The organism is Terasakiella sp. SH-1 (assembly GCF_004564135.1).
Classification (GTDB): Bacteria; Pseudomonadota; Alphaproteobacteria; order Rhodospirillales; family Terasakiellaceae; genus Terasakiella.
The window spans coordinates 1,383,425-1,399,641 of sequence record NZ_CP038255.1 but is presented as its reverse complement, the minus strand read 5'-3'; the positions used below and the strand labels follow the sequence as shown (position 1 = coordinate 1,399,641).

The following is a 16,217-nucleotide window of genomic DNA, read 5'->3' as shown; positions in this document are numbered from 1 at the left end:
GGACCTATCATGGTTGCACAGAAACATGTCCAAGTTGGTAATGTTACGTTCGGTAATGACCTGCCGTTCTGTCTGATTGCAGGTCCTTGCTCGATGGAAGGGCGCAACCATGCACTGGAAATGGCCCATGCCTTGACTGAAATGTGTTCAGAACTCGGCATTGGCCTGATCTACAAATCCTCTTTTGACAAAGCCAACCGGACCTCTGTTGATGGCAATCGCGGCATTGGAATCATGCCTGCCATGTCCATCTTTCAAGAAGTCAAAGATACTTATGGCTGCCCGGTCATTACAGATGTACATAGCGAAGAACAATGTGCGGTCGTCGGTGAGGTTTGTGACATGATGCAAATCCCGGCCTTTCTTTGTCGCCAGACTGATTTGCTCTTAGCTGCGGGTCAAACGGGTAAAGCCATCAATGTGAAAAAAGGCCAGTTCCTTGCACCTTGGGACATGCCGAATGTCTGTAAGAAAGTGGCATCAACAGGGAATGAAAATATCCTGATTACAGAACGCGGCTCCAGCTTTGGTTACAACACACTGGTCACCGACATGCGTGGCCTGCCGCAAATGGCTGAAGACACGGGCTATCCGGTGATCATTGATTGCACCCATTCTGTACAACAACCGGGCGGGCAGGGTAATTCCTCTGGCGGTCGCCGCGAACTCGCCCCGGTCATTGCCCGTTCTGCCATTGCCTTAGGCATCGCAGGCGTCTTTGCTGAAACCCATGACGATCCAGACAAAGCGATTTCAGACGGCCCGAACATGATCCCGGTTCATAAGCTCAAAGGCGTGCTCCAAACCCTCAAAGCCCTGGATGAAGTTGCAAAAGGCAATCCTGTTGATCTGGTTGGTATGGCTACTTATTGACCACACTACCAAAAAAATAACATTCGCAACACCATATACACTTATAGATTGACATGCACTCCTTCTATCTGAATACTCCATACAACAGGAGGGGGGGAGATGTTTAAAAAATCTATAATCGCGCTATGCCTTGTTTTTCTATCAGGTTGTGTCGCAGACAGGCTTGAATATTCACCTCAATTCACCAAAGAGAGTGTTTACCAAGGCACAAGAACAACCGAGGCAGAATGTAATTCTCGAGCACACACCGTGTGGGTTGAAGTAACGGGTGCCCAAGAGTGTATTCAATATTATACAGCAGGTTTGAAACCCCATAACAAAATTGCCCATTTCCATGTTCATGGCGATATCGCATGGGCAACTTATTTCACGTCAAGAGTCGTCAATGTTCCTGCATCCTATACAAGCTGGTCACATAATGAGTTTGCCTCTACAGCAAAAAACATCGCTCACAAAATACAGATGCCTTTTTTCTATATGGCACGCCCAGGTACTCTTGGCTCAACAGGTTTTCATGGGGACCGTTATAAAGAGAAAAACCCAAGATTACTGAATGCTGCAATAAACAAGATTAAAGCAAAACATCATATTGATGAAATCTCGCTCAGTTCCCAATCTGGTGGAGGGATTGCTGTTGCAGCGATGCTCAATTGGCGAAACGACATCAAATGCGCGACACTGGCTTCCTCAATCGGGTCGCTATGGGATACGATTAGAGCTAAAGGACACCTATATGTCGGGCAATATAAAAATTTAGTCTATGATCCGACTGATTATATTGATCAAATGCCAAAGCGAAATGACCGACAAATATTCGTCATTGCAGATAAGTCTGATTCAAAAGTGAAAAACTGGGCACAAAGAGCTTATGCCGACAAGGTAAAAAAAGCTGGTCATCACGCGGTTTTCGCGAACGCCAAAGCACTGGATAAGAACAACCATGACCTTGCAGGAATGGCCATTAGCATTGCTGCATCATGCGCTCATGGAAGAACGTCTCCACAACTTCAAGCCCTGATAAAGCACAGCATCCAGACCTCAACAAATACAAAGCCCCGTAAACCAACTGAAACATATACTGCATATTCAGCAACATTAAGCTGGCAAGACCATTTTAAACCTCAACTGACACAATTTTACTATAACGAAGAAAGTGGAAATTTTCGTTTCCATACACTCGATAGTCAAATTGGAGCCTGCCAAGGAAAAGTTGATGATCGAAAATGGACGGCAACCTGTGCCAATAACTTGGTAGTAAACGGTACAGGCCAAATAAAAGGGAACCGTTTTCTAGGCACGGGTTATGATAATAAAAACCGAAGCGTAAGCATTGAATATGATAGAGGCCCTTCGTTAACAAAGAAAATAGATAAAGAAGAACTCAAGAAACCTGTAAAAAAGCCAGCTACTTACAAACGCCCCACCAAAAATCACAAGGATGTTGTTCAATATACAGCTAAAGAAAAATACAACCGTATCTGGCGAAAGCGCATGCTCTTTAGCTGGGAAGGCAAGCAAGAAGAACATTCTGTCGATATTAAATATAGTGGCAGAAACACTTATTTCTTTTTCACCGCAGACTCACCTAAAGTAGGGTACTGTATTACCAGTGTGATCCTGCCCAGCCAAAACCAGAAAATAAAATGGGACCTTACCTGTAACCACATTATGCAAGTCAGTGGTGAATTCGTCTTTGAAAGTAATGACCATGTTCTGGTTGGAACTGGATATGATGAAAAAGGTAAAAAAGTCCGCTTAGTCTTTGATCCTGGTAATATTTACGCATCTCGTAAAAAGCCTGTTCTTGCCTCATCTGACAAAATTGAAAAGAAATCCAACTCTAGCCCAAAATAGAAATTTGAAGAAGGACAGGAAAATCTTGCATTTTGTGCCTCAAGCCAGTATCTAGGGCGCACGAATTTTATCTCTGTTTTCCAGATTAAGAGGGCTTTTTAATGAGCGCCATTATCGATATTCACGGTCGCGAAATTCTCGATAGCCGTGGTAACCCTACTGTTGAAGTTGACGTTTTGTTGGAATCCGGTGCGTTTGGTCGCGCTGCTGTACCGTCTGGTGCCTCCACTGGCGTTCACGAAGCTGTTGAACTGCGTGATGGCGATAAAGGCCGCTACCTCGGTAAAGGCGTTGAAAATGCTGTTGAAGCTGTCAATGGTGAGATTTTCGATGCGCTCGTCGGTATGGAATCAGACGATCAACTGGCAATCGACCAAACAATGATTGATCTGGACGGCACAGAAAACAAAGGCCGTTTGGGTGCTAACGCGATGTTGGGGGTTTCCATGGCTGTTGCCCGTGCTGCTGCCGAAGATGCTGGCCTGCCGCTTTATAAATATCTTGGTGGTGTGTTTGCCCGTGAACTGCCGGTTCCGCTGATGAACATCATTAACGGTGGCGCACATGCCGATAACCCGGTTGATATTCAAGAATTCATGATCATGCCAGTTGGCGCGACATCCATTCGCGAAGCCATCCGCATGGGTGCAGAAGTTTTCCATGCACTGAAAGCCGCCTTGAAAGCAGCTGGTCATAACACAAACGTTGGTGACGAAGGTGGTTTTGCACCGGGTGTTGCCTCTTCTGAAGAAGCCCTGAGCTTCATCATGACAGCTATTGAAAATGCTGGTTACAAAGCGGGCGATGATATCGTTCTGGCTCTGGATGTGGCCTCTTCTGAATTCTTTAAGGACGGCAAATACGAACTGGCCGGCGAAGGCAAATCCTTAAGCTCTGCTGAAATGGCTGATTATCTGGCTGATCTGGTTGAGAAATTCCCAATCGTTTCCATCGAAGACGGTATGGACGAAGACGACTGGGAAGGCTGGAAAATCCTGACAGATAAAATCGGTGAAAAATGCCAACTGGTTGGTGATGACCTGTTCGTGACAAACCCGAAACGTTTGTCTGACGGTATTGACCAAGGTGTGGCAAACTCCATTCTGGTCAAAGTGAACCAGATCGGTACATTGTCCGAAACTCTTGAAGCTGTTGAAATGGCACAAAAAGCCCAGTACACAGCAGTGATCTCTCACCGTTCCGGTGAAACAGAAGATTCCACAATCTCTGACATTGCAGTTGCGACAAATGCGGGCCAAATCAAAACAGGCTCCCTGTCCCGTTCTGACCGTATTGCCAAATACAACCAGTTAATCCGCATCGAAGAAGAACTCGGTTCTGCGGCGATCTATGCGGGTCGTAAAGTTCTGCGCTAATCTGCGAGAACAACAATAAACAAAAAAGGGCTGTCCGTTTGGGTAGCCCTTTTTTGTTTGCAGAGGGAAGGGGGTGCATCTGTTCTCATAAAGAAACTTTTCCCAAAAGAGTCTTCATTCCGGTTAGACTTTATTTACCAATTGGAGTCATAAAGGAAAGTCTATTGATACATCTTTAGGATAGTCGATTTTTATGAACGCGTTACGCACAGTTTTTTCAAGCATCCAGCCGGGGGTATTCCTGCCGGTGCTTGGCGTGTGCGTGGTCCTTTATTTTGCCTATCATTTTGTCCAAGGTGATGGTGGCATTCGCGCTTTGCTTGATTATCAGGCCCGTGTTGAAAAAACCAAAGCACAACTGGCAAAAGTGAAGGCGAAAAGAGAACGCCTTGAACATCGCGTTTACCTGTTACGCTCAGACAGCCTTGACCCAGATCTTCTGGAAGAACGTGCACGTGCAGTATTGAATTTTGCCCATCCAGATGAAATTGCCATTATTATTAAGTGAGACACTGATTATGACTGCAACAACTCTACCAAACCCACCTTATTACGCAGTCATTTTTGTCAACCAGCGGACTAGTCAAGACCAAGATGGCTACGATAAAATAGCTGATCACATGGTTGAGCTTGCACAGCAACAAACAGGCTTCCTTGGTATGGAAAGTGTCCGCGATGATGCGGGCAAAGGCATTAGTGTTTCCTACTGGAAAAATATCGACGCGATTGAAAACTGGAAAAATAACTTGGAACACCAAGAAGCACGTCAATGTGGCAAACAGAAATGGTATGAGGATTACCAACTTCAAGTCGCCAAAGTTGAACACGGCTATCGCTGGGTACGTAATTAAGCGAATCGCAACGAGGGATAGGTACTCTTATACCGCCAAGAGATTTAAACGTTTTTTCCGCACTGCAAAACAACAAAAATCAAGTTAAGTCACATAATCGTTAAACAAGCGAACAACTTTAACTCATCATATATTAACGATATATAAGTTAATACCTTTATTTTTCAAGGGCTATAAAAGCGCTATTTATTGAATAGCCCTTAAGATCATACGCACTAACCCTTACAACACACTTAACCAAAGTATAGTTAAATTAGTTTTTTGCATTGCAAAACAAACATTTCCATTCTGTGAAAAACTTGCCAAGCCCCGCCAGATAGGTTTCAAAAGAACATCAAATTTGCTTCGCATATGCCTATTTCAGGTCAGCCAAGGGGAGCCCTAATGGCAACACAAACAAAACGTACATCTCGGGGAAAGAAAAAAGTCCCCGAGGCCACACCAGAAGAACTGATCCAATATTATAAGGACATGTTGTTGATCCGTCGCTTTGAAGAAAAAGCGGGTCAATTATACGGCATGGGCCTGATCGGTGGTTTCTGTCACCTTTACATCGGTCAGGAAGCCGTTGTTGTTGGTATTCAATCCATTGCAAACCCACAAGACACGCTGATCACATCTTATCGTGATCATGGCCATATGCTGGCCTGTGGTATGGATCCGGACGGCGTTATGGCCGAACTGACTGGCCGTGAGGGTGGCCTGTCTAAAGGTAAGGGCGGTTCCATGCATATGTTCTCTAAAGAGAGTGGTTTCTACGGCGGTCACGGGATCGTTGGCGCACAAATCCCGCTGGGTACAGGTTTGGCCTTTGGTCACAAGTACAACGAAGACGGCGGCGTGAACTTTGCCTACATGGGTGACGGTGCTGTTAACCAAGGTCAGGTTTACGAAGCCTTTAATATGGCAGCTCTTTGGAACCTGCCTGTTGTTTATGTGATTGAGAACAACCAGTACGGCATGGGTACAAGCCTTGAGCGTGCGTCTTCAAACACCAACCTGTCTGAACGCGGATCAGCCCACGGCATTCCGGGTATTCAGGTCAACGGCATGAATGTTCTTGAAGTTCGTGAAGCTGCCAAGGAAGCAGCCGAAAAATGTCGTCGTGGCGAAGGCCCAGTTATTCTGGAAATGAAGACATACCGTTATCGCGGTCACTCCATGTCTGACCCGGCGAAATATCGCGCAAAAGAAGAAGTTCAAAAGGTTCGTTCTGAAAGCGACCCGATTGATTTCGTACGCGCCATGCTGATCGACGGTGGTCATATGGATGAAGCCGGCTTGAAAGAGATCGACAAAGAGATCAAAGCCGTTGTGACAAAATCCGCAGAATTTGCCCAAACCAGCCCGGAACCAGCCGAAAGTGAGCTGTGGACCGACGTGTTGGTGGAAGCGTAAAAGCAAGATAAGAGGAAATATAATGCCTATTGAAGTTCTTATGCCTGCGCTTTCTCCAACCATGGAAGAAGGCAACCTTGCAAAATGGTGCAAGGCCGAAGGGGACAAAGTTGAATCCGGTGATGTCATTGCCGAGATCGAAACTGATAAAGCCACAATGGAAGTCGAAGCCGTTGATGAAGGCACGATGGGGAAAATCCTCGTACCGGAAGGCACACAAAACGTTAAGGTAAACGAGCTGATTGCGCTTTTGCTTGATGAAGGTGAAGACGCTGCTGCTGTTGAAAATTACGCAGCAGGCGGTTCTGCCCCGGCTGCAGCCCCAGCTGAAAGCGCCCCTGCTGTCGAAGCGACAGCTGCTCCAACAGCCTCTGCTGCACCTGTTGAAGTCATTGAAAATGCCTATGACGGCCCAACAGAAGCCATGACGGTTCGCCAAGCGCTGAACACAGCCATGTTTGAAGAATTCCGTCGTGATGACAAAGTCTTCATCATGGGTGAGGAAGTCGCCCAATACCAAGGTGCTTACAAAATCTCCCAAGGTCTGCTGGAAGAATTTGGTGACAAGCGCGTTGTAGATACGCCGATCACTGAAATCGGCTTCACAGGTCTGGGTGTTGGTGCGGCATGGTCTGGTCTCAAACCCGTTGTTGAATTCATGACATTCAACTTCGCCATGCAAGCCATTGACCATATCATCAACTCTGCCGCCAAGACGCTTTATATGTCTGGTGGTGAAATTTCCTGCCCGATCGTGTTCCGTGGGTGTAACGGTGCCGCCTCTCGTGTAGCCGCTCAGCACTCTCAGTGTTATGCCTCTTGGTATGCGCATTGTCCGGGTCTGAAGGTCGTTGCACCTTATTCTGCCGAAGATGCCAAAGGTCTGCTCAAAGCTGCCATTCGTGACCCGAACCCGGTTGTGGTTTTGGAAAACGAAATTCTTTACGGTCAAACATTTGATTGCCCGACAGATGAAGATTTCGTCATCCCGTTTGGTAAAGCAAAGATCGAGCGTGCGGGTTCCGATGTGACATTGGTTGGCTATGGCATTTCTGTTGGTTGGGCACTGCAAGCTGCTGAAGCCTTGGCAGAAGAAGGAGTTTCTGCCGAAGTCATCAACCTGCGTTCGCTTCGTCCGCTGGATACACATACCATCATCGAGTCTGTTAAGAAAACAAATCGTCTGGTGACAGTGGAAGAAGGCTGGGCTTATTCCAACATCGGTTCTGAGATTTCTTCACAGGTGATGGAACATGCATTTGATTATCTGGATGCACCTGTAACCCGTGTGGCTGGTGCTGACGTGCCAATGCCTTATGCAGCCAACCTTGAAAAACTGGCTTTGCCGACGACAAATGACATTGTCGCTGCTGCAAAAGCAGTTTGTTACAAGTAATCTCGGAAATAAGGATAAAAGCATTATGCCTATTCAAATCTTGATGCCGGCCCTTTCTCCGACGATGGAAGAAGGCAATCTGGCCAAATGGTGTGTTGCCGAAGGTGACACAATTGAATCCGGCGACGTCATCGCCGAAATCGAAACAGACAAAGCCACAATGGAAGTCGAAGCTGTTGACGAAGGCACAATGGGTAAAATCATTGTTCCAGCTGGCACAGAAGGCGTGAAAGTCAATGAACTGATCGCCCTGTTGCTGGAAGAGGGTGAAGATGCCTCTGCACTGGAAGGGGCAGCAACAGCTGCGCCTACAGCAGCAGCAGCCCCTGCGGCAGCTGACGCAGCACCGACAGCTGCTCCATCCGCACCAGCCCCGGCTGCACCGGCTGCTAATAACGGTGATCGTATTTTCTCAAGCCCACTGGCGCGTCGCATTGCCGCCAACGAAGGTTTGGACCTGAGTGCTGTTTCCGGGACTGGCCCGCGTGGTCGTATCGTTAAACGTGACGTGGACGCTGCCATTGCCGCAGGTACAGGGAAAGCAGCAGCACCTGCGGCTGATAAACCTGCACCCAAAGCGGTGGCTGCCGAAAGCAACACATTGTCTGTTGATGATCCGATCTTCAAACTTCTGCCTGAATTTGAAGCCGTGCCAAACTCCAACATGCGCAAGACCATTGCCAAGCGCCTGACGGAATCTGCACGCGATATCCCGCACTTCAACCTGCAAGTGGATGTGGAAATCGACAAGCTTCTTTCCTTACGCAAAGAACTCAATGCCCGTGATGGCGCAGACTATAAGATCTCAGTTAACGACTTTATCGTTAAGGCGACCTCTTTGGCCCTGTCACGTGTGCCTGATTGTAACGTTGCCTATACCGACGATGCGATCTTGAAGTTCAAGCAAGTGGATATGGCGATTGCAGTTGCCGTTGAAGGTGGCCTAATCACACCGATCATCAAAGATGCGGCGTCTAAAGGTCTGGCGACACTGGCAAACGAAGCCAAGGATCTGGCGCTACGTGCCCGTGAAGGCAAACTGTCACCTGAAGAATATCAGGGCGGTACATTCACCATCTCTAACCTCGGCATGTTCGGGATTAAGAGCTTCAACTCCATCATCAACCCACCGCAAGGCGGCATCCTGTCTGTAGGGGCAGGGGAACAGCGCCCGGTTGTTAAGGACGGCGCATTGGCTGTTGCCACTGTTGTCACCCTGACACTGGCTGTTGATCACCGTTGTATCGACGGTGCGGCAGGCGCTGCTTTGATCAAAGAGCTGAAAGCTCTGATCGAAGACCCGATTGCATTGATGCTCTAATACCAAAAACAGAACGTCGTCCTCGCGAAGGCGGGGACCTCGTTCCCATTTCACACAGATCCCCGCATACGCGAGGATGACTGAGTAGAGATAAGGAATTATTTGAAGATGTCTGATAAAAATTTTGACGTCATTGTTGTTGGCGCAGGCCCCGGTGGTTACGTTGGCGCGATCCGTGCGGCACAACTTGGTCTAAAAACAGCGATTGTTGAAGCCAACCACCTTGGTGGTATCTGCTTGAACTGGGGCTGTATCCCGACAAAAGCCCTGCTGCGTTCCGCAGAAATCTATGAACATATGAAACATGCGGCCAGCTTCGGTCTGGGTGCAAAAGACATTTCTTTTGACCTTGCAAAAGTTGTTGAACGTTCACGCGGCGTTTCAAAACAATTGTCCGGCGGGATCGGCCATTTGTTGAAAAAGAACAAAGTCACTGTTTTTGATGGCTATGGCAAACTGCTTGGTGGCGGTAAGCTGAGCGTGGAAAAAGACGGTAAAGTCTTTGAAACATTGTCATCCAAACACATCATCATGGCAACAGGTGCACGGGCAAAATCTTTCCCGGGGCTGGAGCCCGATGGCAAGCAAGTCTGGACCTATAAAGAAGCATTGGTTCCGACCGAAGTGCCGAAATCCATGCTGGTCATTGGTTCTGGTGCCATTGGTATCGAATTTGCCAACTTCTATCATACATTCGGTGCAGATGTGACCGTGGTTGAAGCACTCGACACCATCATGCCGGTTGAAGATGAAGAAATTTCCAAGTTCGCACAAAAGCAAATGGAAAAACGTGGCTTGAAATTCAAAACCAGCACTTTTGTGAAGAAATTGGATAAAGCGGCTGATGGCGTTACAGCAACCCTTGAAAAAGGCGGCAAGCAGGAAACCATCAAAGTCGATAAAGTCATCACAGCCGTTGGTGTGGTGCCGAACGTTGAAAATATCGGCCTTGAAGCTGCTGGTGTGAAGCTGGACGAGCGTGGTTTTGTTGCTATTGATGGCTACTGCAAAACATCTGCTGAAGGTGTTTATGCCATTGGTGACTTGGCTGGTGCGCCGTGTCTAGCCCACAAAGCCTCACATGAAGCCATCATCTGTGTTGAAAAAATCGCTGGTGTTGAAGGTGTTCACCCGCTGGATAAAAACCTTATTCCGGGCTGTACGTATTGCGAACCACAAGTGGCTTCTGTCGGCCTGACGGAAAAAGCGGCGAAAGAAGCAGGCTACAAAATCAAAGTTGGTCGTTTCCCATTCATGGGGAATGGTAAGGCGATTGCCCTGGGTGCCCCAGACGGTCTGGTTAAAACCATCTTTGATGAAAAGACTGGTGAACTGCTCGGCGCCCATATGGTTGGTGCAGAAGTAACTGAAATGATTCAGGGCTTCGGTGTTGCCAAGTCGCTTGAAACCACAGAAGAAGACCTCATGCATACAGTCTTCCCGCATCCGACATTGTCGGAAATGATGCATGAAAGTGTTCTGGATGCGTATGGCAAAGTTATACACATGTAGGCTGCCTATATCTTCTTTTTTCGTCATTCCTGCGTAGGCAGGAAACCACCCTTGAAAATGGGCCCCTGCCTTCGCAGGGGGGACGATATAGGAAGGTGCTGACAAAAAAGTGAATTGATTAAGACGGGGAGGGGGCTATAGTTTCCTCTCCGTTTTGTTTTCCTGCGAAAGCAGGAATCTCTCTTCACACAAGTTCCCTGTTTACACAGGGAAACAGATAATTAGACGAGGTTCTCATGTCCGGTTGCTGTGGCCCTAAAACTGATGATGACGTTCGCAAGGACGTTTCTGAAAGCTATGCCAAAATTGCCAATTCTGGCGGCAATGCAGGTTGTTGCCTTCCCGCAACAGGTGGGGCAGACACACCATCTGCCGAAGAATTCGCCAAGAATTTCGGCTATAGCGAAGAAGAACTCGCAGCAGTTCCCGATGGGGCAAACATGGGACTTGGTTGTGGCAATCCATCTGCCATCGCCGCAATGCAATCAGGTGAAACCGTTGTTGATTTGGGCTCAGGTGGTGGCTTTGACTGTTTTCTATCTGCCAAACAGGTGGGCACAGCAGGGCAAGTCATTGGTGTGGATATGACACCGGATATGTTGCGCAAGGCCCGTGATAACGCCCAAAAGATTGGTGCTGATAATGTGGAATTCCGCTTGGGTGAGATTGAGAACCTGCCCATTGCCGATAACACCGCCGATGTGATTATTTCCAACTGTGTGATAAACTTGTCCCCACGCAAAGATCGCGTGATTGAAGAATCTTATCGTGTGCTTAAGCCCGGTGGTCGTGTGGCCATTTCTGATGTGGTCCAGACACATGATATGCCACAAGATATTCAAGAGGATACAGAATTGCTGTGCGGTTGCGTTTCCGGTGCGGCTTCTGTAGAAGATTTAACAAACTGGCTGGAAGCTGTCGGCTTTGTTGATATCAACATTGATGTCAAAGAAGAAAGCCGTGAATATATTAAAGATTGGGCACCGGGGCGCGGTATTGAACAATATGTGGCCTCTGCCTCCATCGAAGCGATCAAGCCAAACAAGAAATGCTGTGGGTAGGACAGCTTTACATGAAAGAAGGATCAACAGATCATGAGTGAAGCACCGAAATTGCGTCACCCCGAAAAGCAGAAAAACCCGGATAACCCCATCCAGAAAAAACCATCCTGGATCCGCGTGAAAGCCCCTGTGTCAAAAGGCTATAACGAGACACGTAAACTGATGCGGGATAAGAACCTGCATACGGTTTGTGAAGAAGCCTCTTGCCCCAATATTGGCGAATGCTGGGAACGCAAACATGCAACCTTCATGATCCTGGGCGAGATTTGCACCCGTGCTTGTACTTTCTGTAACGTAATTACGGGCAAGCCCAATGCGCCTGACCCGATGGAACCGGAAAATGTTTCTATTTCCGTGGCAACCATGGGCGCGAAACATGTGGTTATTACCTCAGTTGATCGCGATGACCTTGATGATGGCGGGGCAGATCAGTTTGTCCAATGTATCCAACGCATTCGTGAAAAATCCCCAGATACCACCATTGAAATTCTAACACCGGATTTCCGTGGAAAAGAAGGGGCCTTGGAACATGTGGTCGCAGCCAAACCGGACGTGTTTAACCACAACCTAGAAACTGTGCCGCGCCTGTTCCCATCCGTGCAGTTGGGATCACGCTATTACCATTCCTTGCGTGTTCTCCAACAGGTAAAAGAAATAGACCCGCATATTTTCACCAAGTCCGGCATCATGGTCGGTTTGGGCGAAACAAAGGAAGAAGTCATTCAGGTCATGGATGACATGCGATGCGCAGATGTTGACTTTTTGACCATTGGGCAGTACTTAGCACCCACGCCAAAGCACGCAGCGATTGACCGTTTCGTGACGCCGGAAGAGTTTGAAGAATATACAAAGATCGCCAAACGCAAGGGTTTCCTGCTGGCATCTTGTACGCCGCTTACTCGTTCGAGCTATCATGCCGATCATGATTTTGCCAAATTGCGTGCTGCGCGTGAGGAACAACTTGCAAAGCTAAAGTAAGGCCCGCATGCCAACGCACGCAGAAATTAAAAAAAGCCCATTCTCGGCGGCTGAGATGTATAACTTGGTCGCCGATGTTGCTAAATACCCAGACTTTTTACCCTGGTGTGTGGCAACGCGCGTGCGCTCACTTGAAGGCAACCATATGGTGGCCGATATGGTGATTGGCTTTAAGATGATTCGTGAAAAATACACCTCGGAAGTGACCCTTGATCAGGATAAGGAAGTCCAAATCGTCTATAAAAATGGCCCGTTTAAATATCTCAACAGCCACTGGAAATTTGATGAAGATGAAAATGGCGGCTGCACCATCGACTTTTTTGTCGATTTTGAATTTCGATCCGCCATTTTGCAAAAAGCCATGGGCGCAGTGTTTAACGAAGCCGTCAAGCTGATGATCAATGCCTTTGAAAAACGTGCCGTAGAGCTTTACGGCACCAAAGCCTGAATTTGGATCAATTTTAAGGCCCGTTCAGCCGTTTGAAAACGAACGTCATCACGACCGCCTTCAAATCTATGCTTTTCCACAATGGTCGTGCTGCCGTTTTTAGCACAAGCGATATAAACCAGCCCAACAGGCTTTTCATCTGTGCCTCCGTCAGGTCCGGCAATTCCGGTCACAGCAACACATAAGTCACTGTCACAAACGCTCAGGGCTCCTTCCGCCATGGCTTTGGCGACTTGCTTACTCACAGCCCCGTGTTTTTCCAGCTTTTTCTCAGGCACATGCAACATATCCTGCTTGGCCTGATTGGAATAGGTGATGAAAGCACGATCAAACACATCTGATGAGCCAGAAACGGAGGTCAGAGCTGCACTAATCATACCCCCAGTACAGGATTCAGCCGTGGCAATCATTAAGCCCGCCCTGCGACAGGCAATGAGTGTTTCTTTGGCAAGGCTGTTCAATTTCATCGGACTACATCCCGCTTAATTGAATTTGGATAAAATAAATCGCAATCAAACCATAAAGGGCGGCAACCACATCGTCCAGCATAATGCCCAGACCGCCATGAACATGACGATCAAACCAACAGGCCGGCCAAGGTTTGAAGATATCTACAAGACGAAACAAGAAAAAACCAATGATATAAAGTTTCAGGTCCAACCCAGCAGGGATCAGAACCAGCCATTGCCCGGCAACCTCGTCAATCACAACCGCACCAGGGTCTTTCACATCGGCCTTTTCTTCAAAGGCATGAGCCGCCCACCAGCCGATTAAAAAAACCAGCACAGTTGCAATACTCAAGCCAATCCAGCCCGTATAATATTGAATCCCCCAGGCAAAGGGCAGGGCAGCAAGCGAGCCCCATGTCCCCGGGGCCTTGGGCAAAAGCCCCGAACCAAACCATGTTGCAAGCACACCCGCAGGTGAAAGGAGGAATTCCTTGTTTAATTTCTGATTATAACTCACTATAAACTCACCTGTTGGAAACCTTATCTTAATACATTGCGATATAACATAAGTCGTAAAGTAAAACCAATAGGCAAAGAATTTACATTTTTTTGATTATTGGCATAGCGTTAGAGGACAAAGCACTGTATAAATGCTTGGGATTTTGAGAAAGGTAGTTACCAACGTAATTATCGACCCGTTTCAATAAGCCATATAAGGCTTTGAAAAACAAAATGAATAACTAGGGTCTGACAAAACGGTATCTAGGGGCACATGAACGACTTGAAAAAACGGTACGATAAAGTAAAAGAAAAAACCGTCGAACTTACCGATAAATACTTTCCGGAACGCCAGCTTGTCTTGCGCACAGACGCAGACATCAAATACCTGCGCGCCTCCAAACGCACACAAATGACTTTAGCCGCCAGTGCTTTTGCACTGCTGAGCTGGACAGGGTTTACCAGCATCAATCACTTTATGCATGGTGCAGAACTGGTTGCCAAAGACAAAGAAATTCTCAGCGTGCAGGTCGCTTATCGCAGTCTGCTGACCGAAGTTAATGAATATCAGACCAAATTCACCAACATCAGTGACGAACTGGAAGCCAACCATTCCATGATGGTGGCAAGCCTTGGCAAAGAGGCTCTGAAAAATAAGGACAAGCTGGTTTCAGCCGAAGCAGCCCGTAAAGAAGCACAAATTGCGCGTATGCACCTGAATACCCAACTGAATTCCATTGAAGATTCCATGCGCGAGCTGGCAAACCGTAACTATTCCCTGAAAGGCGACCTGTCCTTAAAGGAAATGGATTTACAAACAGCCTTGGCGGAACGCAATACAGCACGTCTGCAAAAAGAACGTATTGAAGAAAAGCTGCGTGAAACTGAAATTAAAGTTGCCCGCCTCAATCATTCTCAGGAAGATTTGATCAAGCGCGTGACCAATCAAGCTAGTGAAGAGATTACAGATATTGAAGGAATCATGACCTTGGCTGGTCTTGATCCGGATAAAATGTTAGGCACCCTTGATGAAGATACAACCGCATCTGGCGGGCCTTTCATCGCAGCTCTCAATAGTCAGGGCGAAGCAACCGAAGAAGCTGAACAAATTCAACTGAACGCGGTTGATCGTCATTTAGCCCGCTGGCAGGGCCTGCAAAAAATTCGTGCCTCTTTACCTTTGGCACAACCTCTTGACTATTACTATATCAGCAGCCGATATGGTAAGCGCCGTGATCCGGTGAACAATCGCTGGGCCGTTCATTACGGTCTGGATATGGCTGCCACGAAAAAAACACCCGTTTATGTGACAGCGCCGGGTAAAGTGAAGTTTGTTGGCTGGAAAGGCAACTATGGTCGCTTTATCATCGTTGATCATGGTAACGGGATTGAAACACGTTATGGTCACCTGCATAAGACACTCGTCAAAAAAGGTGATACAATTGACTTTAGAACCAAGATTGGACTTGTGGGGAACACAGGCCGTAGCACTGGCGCCCATTTACATTACGAAGTACGTGTAAATGGCAAAAATGTCGATCCGTATAAATTTATCAAGGCAGGACGCAATGTTTTCCAAGGCTAAAAGCAACTCACCAAAGACTTCCAGCGTTTCTGCGCCGAAGAAACGTGTCGCACCGTCTATCATCAGCGAAGACCTGTCTGTAACAGGCAACCTGAAAAGTGAAGGCGAAATTCAGATTGATGGCACTGTAAGTGGCGACATCATCAGCAAAGATATTCTCGTTGGCGAAACTGCCCATATTAAAGGGGAAGTCATCGCTGAATCCATTCGTGTTCACGGTAAAGTCGATGGTCAAATCAAGGCCCTGAATGTGAGCCTTGCTAAAAGCGCCCACGTTGTCGGTGATATCCTGCATGACAACCTGTCAATTGAAACGGGTGCCTTCCTGGAAGGTCACTGCAAACGCCTGGTCGATGGCGAATTCAGCCTTAATCCCAGCAAGAAAACACCTCTTAAAGGGGCAGGGGGAACGAATAAACCCAATTCGAACGCCAATGCATCCAACAATAAAAGCAATACAGCAGATGCAAAAAAAGCAACAGCTTAAACAAGCTATCTGATTCAAAAAGCCCGGTTCGATAGAGCCGGGCTTTTTTCATGGCCAATCCGATTACCTACAAAAGTCAGAGTTTAATCCAGTCCTTTGGCCTACACCTACTGCTTTCACATTTTTGCTT

16 protein-coding genes are annotated in these 16,217 nt (G+C 47.4%); 14 read left to right on the top strand and 2 right to left on the bottom strand.

Annotation, left to right across the window (positions count from 1 at the left end; genetic code table 11):
- Nucleotides 1–9 precede the first annotated feature (9 nt).
- The 12 genes from kdsA (at nucleotide 10) to E4K71_RS06510 (ending at nucleotide 13,068) form a co-directional block, all read left to right on the top strand.
- Nucleotides 10–873, top strand: coding sequence for a 3-deoxy-8-phosphooctulonate synthase (kdsA, locus tag E4K71_RS06565; protein WP_135077914.1), 864 nt, complete (start codon nucleotides 10–12; stop codon nucleotides 871–873).
- Nucleotides 874–972: 99 nt separating this feature from the next.
- Entirely contained in the window at nucleotides 973–2,727 is a 1,755-nt protein-coding gene (locus E4K71_RS06560; protein WP_135077912.1) for a hypothetical protein, read from the top strand.
- Nucleotides 2,728–2,828: 101 nt separating this feature from the next.
- Nucleotides 2,829–4,103: a phosphopyruvate hydratase gene (gene eno, locus E4K71_RS06555; protein WP_135077910.1), complete on the top strand. Its 1,275-nt coding sequence runs from the start codon at nucleotides 2,829–2,831 to the stop codon at nucleotides 4,101–4,103.
- A 193-nt stretch (nucleotides 4,104–4,296) separates the two neighbouring features.
- A complete protein-coding gene (locus E4K71_RS06550) occupies nucleotides 4,297–4,611 on the top strand; it encodes a septum formation initiator family protein (protein ID WP_206201963.1) in 315 nt (104 codons plus the stop codon).
- Nucleotides 4,612–4,723: 112 nt separating this feature from the next.
- The gene (locus tag E4K71_RS06545) at nucleotides 4,724–4,954 is read left to right on the top strand and encodes an antibiotic biosynthesis monooxygenase (protein WP_240796883.1); all 231 of its coding nucleotides are present in this window, start codon (nucleotides 4,724–4,726) and stop codon (nucleotides 4,952–4,954) included.
- A gap of 384 nt (nucleotides 4,955–5,338) precedes the next feature.
- Nucleotides 5,339–6,352, top strand: coding sequence for a pyruvate dehydrogenase (acetyl-transferring) E1 component subunit alpha (gene pdhA / locus E4K71_RS06540; protein WP_135077906.1), 1,014 nt, complete (start codon nucleotides 5,339–5,341; stop codon nucleotides 6,350–6,352).
- 22 nt (nucleotides 6,353–6,374) lie between these two features.
- On the top strand, nucleotides 6,375–7,748 hold the full coding sequence (locus tag E4K71_RS06535) for a pyruvate dehydrogenase complex E1 component subunit beta (protein WP_135077904.1): 1,374 nt from the start codon (nucleotides 6,375–6,377) through the stop codon (nucleotides 7,746–7,748).
- 25 nt (nucleotides 7,749–7,773) lie between these two features.
- Nucleotides 7,774–9,069, top strand: coding sequence for a pyruvate dehydrogenase complex dihydrolipoamide acetyltransferase (locus tag E4K71_RS06530; RefSeq protein ID WP_135077902.1), 1,296 nt, complete (start codon nucleotides 7,774–7,776; stop codon nucleotides 9,067–9,069).
- A gap of 108 nt (nucleotides 9,070–9,177) precedes the next feature.
- The gene (lpdA, locus tag E4K71_RS06525) at nucleotides 9,178–10,581 is read left to right on the top strand and encodes a dihydrolipoyl dehydrogenase (protein WP_135077900.1); all 1,404 of its coding nucleotides are present in this window, start codon (nucleotides 9,178–9,180) and stop codon (nucleotides 10,579–10,581) included.
- A 236-nt stretch (nucleotides 10,582–10,817) separates the two neighbouring features.
- A complete protein-coding gene (locus tag E4K71_RS06520; protein WP_135077898.1) occupies nucleotides 10,818–11,642 on the top strand; it encodes an arsenite methyltransferase in 825 nt (274 codons plus the stop codon).
- Nucleotides 11,643–11,675: 33 nt separating this feature from the next.
- Entirely contained in the window at nucleotides 11,676–12,620 is a 945-nt protein-coding gene (lipA, locus tag E4K71_RS06515; protein WP_135077896.1) for a lipoyl synthase, read from the top strand.
- 7 nt (nucleotides 12,621–12,627) lie between these two features.
- Nucleotides 12,628–13,068 carry a type II toxin-antitoxin system RatA family toxin gene (locus E4K71_RS06510; protein WP_135077894.1) on the top strand — a complete coding sequence of 147 codons (441 nt, stop codon included), beginning with the start codon at nucleotides 12,628–12,630 and terminating at the stop codon, nucleotides 13,066–13,068.
- On the opposite strand, the gene E4K71_RS06505 is transcribed toward E4K71_RS06510, so the two are convergent.
- Nucleotides 13,050–13,535, bottom strand: a complete 486-nt coding sequence (locus tag E4K71_RS06505; RefSeq protein ID WP_135077893.1) for a CinA family protein — start codon at nucleotides 13,533–13,535, stop codon at nucleotides 13,050–13,052. The two genes, E4K71_RS06510 and E4K71_RS06505, sit on opposite strands and share 19 nt — an antisense overlap.
- 4 nt (nucleotides 13,536–13,539) lie before the next feature.
- Nucleotides 13,540–14,034, bottom strand: coding sequence for a phosphatidylglycerophosphatase A (locus E4K71_RS06500; RefSeq protein ID WP_135077891.1), 495 nt, complete (start codon nucleotides 14,032–14,034; stop codon nucleotides 13,540–13,542).
- Nucleotides 14,035–14,289: 255 nt separating this feature from the next.
- Between E4K71_RS06500 and E4K71_RS18425 the strand changes: the two genes are divergently transcribed.
- Nucleotides 14,290–15,600: a M23 family metallopeptidase gene (locus E4K71_RS18425; RefSeq protein WP_135077889.1), complete on the top strand. Its 1,311-nt coding sequence runs from the start codon at nucleotides 14,290–14,292 to the stop codon at nucleotides 15,598–15,600.
- Complete coding sequence (locus E4K71_RS06490) at nucleotides 15,584–16,087, top strand: polymer-forming cytoskeletal protein (protein WP_167730335.1); 504 nt, start codon at nucleotides 15,584–15,586, stop codon at nucleotides 16,085–16,087. The genes E4K71_RS18425 and E4K71_RS06490 overlap by 17 nt, the downstream gene beginning before the upstream one ends.
- The last annotated feature ends 130 nt before the right edge of the window (nucleotides 16,088–16,217 follow it).